A 4,488-nucleotide genomic window follows, 5' to 3' on the forward strand; every position below is an offset into this window, starting at 1 on the left:
TTCAAGCAGCAGATCCAGGACGAGACGGGCCTCAAGCCGGAGTGGGCCGCCGAGGCCTTTCAGGACCTGGACGAGGACGTGCGTCAGTCGTTGCGCCGCATCGAGGCCAGCCCGTTCGTGACCAAGCACGAGTCGTTGCGCGGCTTCGTCTTCGACGTGGCGACGGGCAAGCTCAACGAGGTCACGCTCTAGCGATTTCGGCGCGGGAACGTTCGCTGAGTGAACGTTTCCGCGCCCAAGTCGCCCCGGTTTGCCTCCAAGCGGGGCTCAACGGTCAATGATGGCGGAATGGCCATGCTGAGCACGACGCCCGCGGACGAGAACGGTGCCGCCGTGAAACTCGACACGACCGCGCCGGTGCCCTACCTGGCCAGCAACCCGCGGAACCCGTTTCCGCCGATCGCCGACTACGCATTCCTCTCGGATTGCGAGAACACCTGTCTGATCTCGTCGGCCGGGTCGGTGGAGTGGCTATGTGCGCCGCGCCCCGATTCTCCGAGCGTGTTCGGCTCGATCCTGGATCGCGCAGCGGGACACTTTCGGATCAGCCCGTACGGAGTCTCGGTGCCCGCCGCGCGGCGGTACCTGCCGGGCAGCCTGATCCTGGAGACGACGTGGCAGACCCACACCGGCTGGATGATCGTCCGGGACACCCTGGTGATGAGTGAATGGCACGACATCGAGAGGAGGTCACGCACCCATCGCCGCACTCCGATGGACTGGGACGCCGAGCACACGTTGCTGCGCACGGTGAAGTGCGTCAGCGGCACCGTCGAGCTGGTGATGGACTGCGAGCCGTCGTTCGACTACCACCGCGACCCGGCGAGCTGGGAGTACGCGGCCGCTGGATACGGGGAAGCGGTGGCGCGGGCCAAGCGGGACCCTGATGCGCACCCGACCGTGCGCTTGACGACCAACCTGCGCATCGGATTGGACGGCCGTCAGGCGCGCGCCCGGACCAGGTTGAAGGAGGGCGACGACGTCTTCGTCGCGTTGAGCTTTTCCTCGAATGCCGCACCGCAAACCTATGCCGAGGCCGCCGACAAGATGTGGAAGACCAGCGAGTGCTGGCGGCAGTGGATCAACATCGGCAATTTCCCCGACCACCCGTGGCGCTCCTACCTCCAGCGCAGCGCGCTGACGCTCAAGGGGCTGACCTACTCACCGACCGGCGCGCTGCTGGCGGCGAGTACCACGTCGCTGCCGGAAACCCCGCAAGGCGCACGCAATTGGGACTACCGCTACTCGTGGATTCGGGATTCGACGTTCGCACTGTGGGGTCTCTACACGTTGGGCCTCGACCGTGAGGCCGACGACTTCTTCGCGTTCATCGCCGAGGTCTCCGGCGCGAACGACGGTGAACCCCATCCACTTCAGGTGATGTACGGCGTGGGCGGCGAGCGCAGCCTCGTCGAGGGCGAGCTGCACCACTTGTCCGGCTACGACAACGCCCGTCCGGTCCGGATCGGCAACGGCGCGTTCAACCAGTGCCAGCACGACATCTGGGGCACGATGCTCGACTCGGTGTATCTGCACTCGAGGTCCCGCGAGCAGATCCCGGAGAACTTGTGGCCGGTGCTGAAGAGTCAGGTCGAAGAGGCGATCAAGCATTGGCGTGAGCCCGACCGCGGCATCTGGGAGGTACGCGGCGAGCCACAGCACTTCACCTCGAGCAAGATCATGTGCTGGGTGGCACTGGACCGCGGTGCGAAACTGGCCGAGCTACACGGCTGGACGAGCCACACCCAGCAATGGCGGGCCGTCGCCGAGGAGATCAAGGCCGACATCCTGGCCTACGGCGTCGACTCGCGCGGCGTGCTGACGCAGCGCTACGGCGCCGACGCGTTGGACGCCTCGCTGTTGTTGGCGGTGCTGACGCGGTTCCTCCCGCCCGAGGACCCGCGGCTACGCGCGACGGTACTGGCCATCGCCGACGAGCTCACCGAGGACGGGCTCGTACTGCGATACCGCGTCGAGGAGACCGACGACGGCCTGTCCGGCGAAGAAGGCACGTTCACCATCTGCTCGTTCTGGCTGGTGTCTGCGCTGGTCGAGATCGGTGAGATCAGCCGGGCCAAGCACCTGTGCGAGCGACTGCTGTCGTTCGCCAGCCCGCTGCACCTCTATGCCGAGGAGATCGAGCCGCGCACCGGACGCCATCTTGGCAACTTCCCGCAGGCGTTCACCCACCTGGCCCTGATCAACGCCGTCGTGCACGTCATCCGCGCCGAAGAGGATGACGACGGCTCCGGGGCGTTCCAGCCCGCCAACGCGCCGATGTAGGGATCGGCTGAACACCCGGCGACTTCCCGGTGAGCTGCTCGTTGCGGGCTCGACGACTGTGGTGAAAGCCACTGACTCACCCCACCTTGTAATTGGCGATCGCCTTGGCCACCAGCTCGCCCTCGGGCGTGACGACGTCCACGTCGCAGCTGACCAGGGTCTTGCCCTGGCGCAGTACCCTTCCGACTCCGATCAGATCCGTCGCGCGGGCCGGGGCGAGGAACTGTATCGCCATCGACGTCGTGACGCCACGCAGCGATTCGGCCGCTTGAACCCCGGCCCAGGCCGCTGCCATCACGGTGACGTCGGCCAGGGCGGCGATGGCGCCGCCGTGCACCATGTCACCGAGCGTGACGTTGGTGGGGTCCCACGGCATCCGTAGCCGCACCTCGTCGCCGTCGAGTACCCCGGCGACGATGCCGAGCTTCGCGACGAACGGTGACTGCGGGATGAACTGCGCCATGACCTCGGCGCCGGTGGGAGTCGACATGACGCCATGGTGTCGGCGCCGCAGGGGCATTTCAACTACCTGCCGGGTAAGCGAAGCCATGCCCGCGCCCCTCTGATCGCGACGGTGACCTCGTCATTGACACGACACCGCCCCTTTGGCTACATTCCTGGGCATGCTTGCAAATCTGGTTAACTCTACCAACTTACTGGTGAAGTCATGACGGCGGTCCAGGACGTCGATCCGCAATCGGCCCGCTACGAGTTGAGCCACCTGCGGTCGCTGGAGGCCGAGGCCATCCACATCATCCGCGAGGTCGCCGCGGAGTTCGAGAAGCCCGTGCTGCTGTTCTCCGGCGGCAAGGACTCGATCGTCATGTTGCACTTGGCGCTCAAGGCGTTTCGGCCAGGCCGGTTGCCGTTCCCGGTGATGCACGTGGACACCGGCCACAACTTCGACGAAGTGCTCGAGGTGCGCGACGAAATGGTCGCCGAGTCCGGGGTGCGCCTCGTCGTCGCCAAGGTGCAGGACGACATCGACGCCGGGCGCGTGGTCGAGACCATCCCGTCGCGCAACCCGATGCAGACGTTCACGCTGCTGCGCGCCATCAGGGAGAACAAGTTCGACGCGGCATTCGGCGGCGCGCGCCGCGACGAGGAGAAGGCCCGGGCCAAGGAGCGGGTGTTCAGCTTCCGCGACGAGTTCGGCCAATGGGACCCGAAGGTGCAGCGGCCCGAACTGTGGAACCTCTACAACGGACGGCACCACAAGGGCGAGCACATCCGGGCGTTCCCGCTGTCCAATTGGACCGAGTTCGACATCTGGTCCTATATCGGCGCCGAGAAGATCAAGCTGCCGTCGATCTACTACGCGCACCAGCGCAAGGTCTTCCTCCGCGACGGCATGTTCCTCGCCGTGCACAAGTACCTGCTGCCGCGCAAGGACGAAGAGGTCGTCGAGAAGACCGTGCGGTTCCGCACCGTCGGCGACGTCACCTGCACCGGCTGCGTCGAATCGCTCGCCGGAACGGTGTCCGAGGTGATCGCCGAGACGGCCGTATCCCGGCTGACTGAGCGCGGCGCAACCCGCGCCGACGACCGGATCTCCGAGGCAGGCATGGAAGACCGCAAGCGAGAGGGATATTTCTGATGCTGGGGCGAGCGAAGCGACGGGAAATGATGGGGCGAGCGAAGCGACGGGAGAAATAGATGACCACGTTGTTGCGCCTTGCCACCGCGGGTTCGGTGGACGACGGCAAGTCGACGCTGATCGGACGGCTGCTCTTCGACTCCAAGGCGGTCATGGAGGACCAGCTGGCGTCGGTCGAGCGCACGTCGAAGGAGCGCGGGCACGATTACACCGACCTCGCCCTGGTGACCGACGGCCTGCGCGCCGAGCGCGAGCAGGGCATCACGATCGACGTCGCCTACCGCTACTTCGCCACCCCCAAGCGCAAGTTCATCATCGCCGACACCCCCGGGCACATCCAGTACACCCGCAACATGGTGACCGGCGCCTCGACCGCCAACCTCGCGCTGCTGCTCGTCGACGCGCGCAAGGGCATCAGCGAGCAGACCCGTCGGCACGCGTTCATCTCGTCGCTCCTGCGGGTGCCGCACATGGTGCTGTGCGTGAACAAGATGGACCTCGTCGACTACGACGAGGCCGTGTTCGACCGGATCAAGAACGAGTTCCGCCAGTTCGCGACGAAGCTCGACATCGGTGACCTCAGCTTCGTCCCGGTCAGCGCGCTGCAC

General features: G+C 66.1%; 5 protein-coding genes. 4 read left to right on the top strand and 1 reads right to left on the bottom strand.

Going from position 1 to position 4,488, the window contains the following annotated elements; translation table 11 throughout:
• Both QOC69_RS08380 and QOC69_RS08385 read left to right on the top strand, forming a co-directional pair.
• The coding region (locus QOC69_RS08380; protein ID WP_526438270.1) for a carbonic anhydrase at positions 1-192 on the top strand (192 nt) is incomplete at its 5' end.
• A gap of 96 nt (positions 193-288) precedes the next feature.
• Positions 289-2,283 (top strand): glycoside hydrolase family 15 protein, encoded by a 1,995-nt coding sequence (locus QOC69_RS08385; RefSeq protein ID WP_526438272.1) that lies wholly within the window; start codon positions 289-291, stop codon positions 2,281-2,283.
• A 76-nt stretch (positions 2,284-2,359) separates the two neighbouring features.
• Here the strand turns inward: QOC69_RS08385 and QOC69_RS08390 are convergent, their stop codons facing one another.
• Positions 2,360-2,773, bottom strand: a complete 414-nt coding sequence (locus tag QOC69_RS08390; protein WP_526438274.1) for a PaaI family thioesterase — start codon at positions 2,771-2,773, stop codon at positions 2,360-2,362.
• A 177-nt stretch (positions 2,774-2,950) separates the two neighbouring features.
• Between QOC69_RS08390 and cysD the strand changes: the two genes are divergently transcribed.
• Positions 2,951-3,880: a sulfate adenylyltransferase subunit CysD gene (cysD, locus tag QOC69_RS08395; RefSeq protein WP_526438276.1), complete on the top strand. Its 930-nt coding sequence runs from the start codon at positions 2,951-2,953 to the stop codon at positions 3,878-3,880.
• Positions 3,881-3,939: 59 nt separating this feature from the next.
• Positions 3,940-4,488: GTP-binding protein (locus QOC69_RS08400; RefSeq protein WP_526438278.1), on the top strand; the 549-nt coding region annotated here is incomplete at its 3' end.

The organism is Mycobacterium sp. (genome assembly GCF_032162105.1).
Classification (GTDB): Bacteria; Actinomycetota; Actinomycetes; order Mycobacteriales; family Mycobacteriaceae; genus Mycobacterium.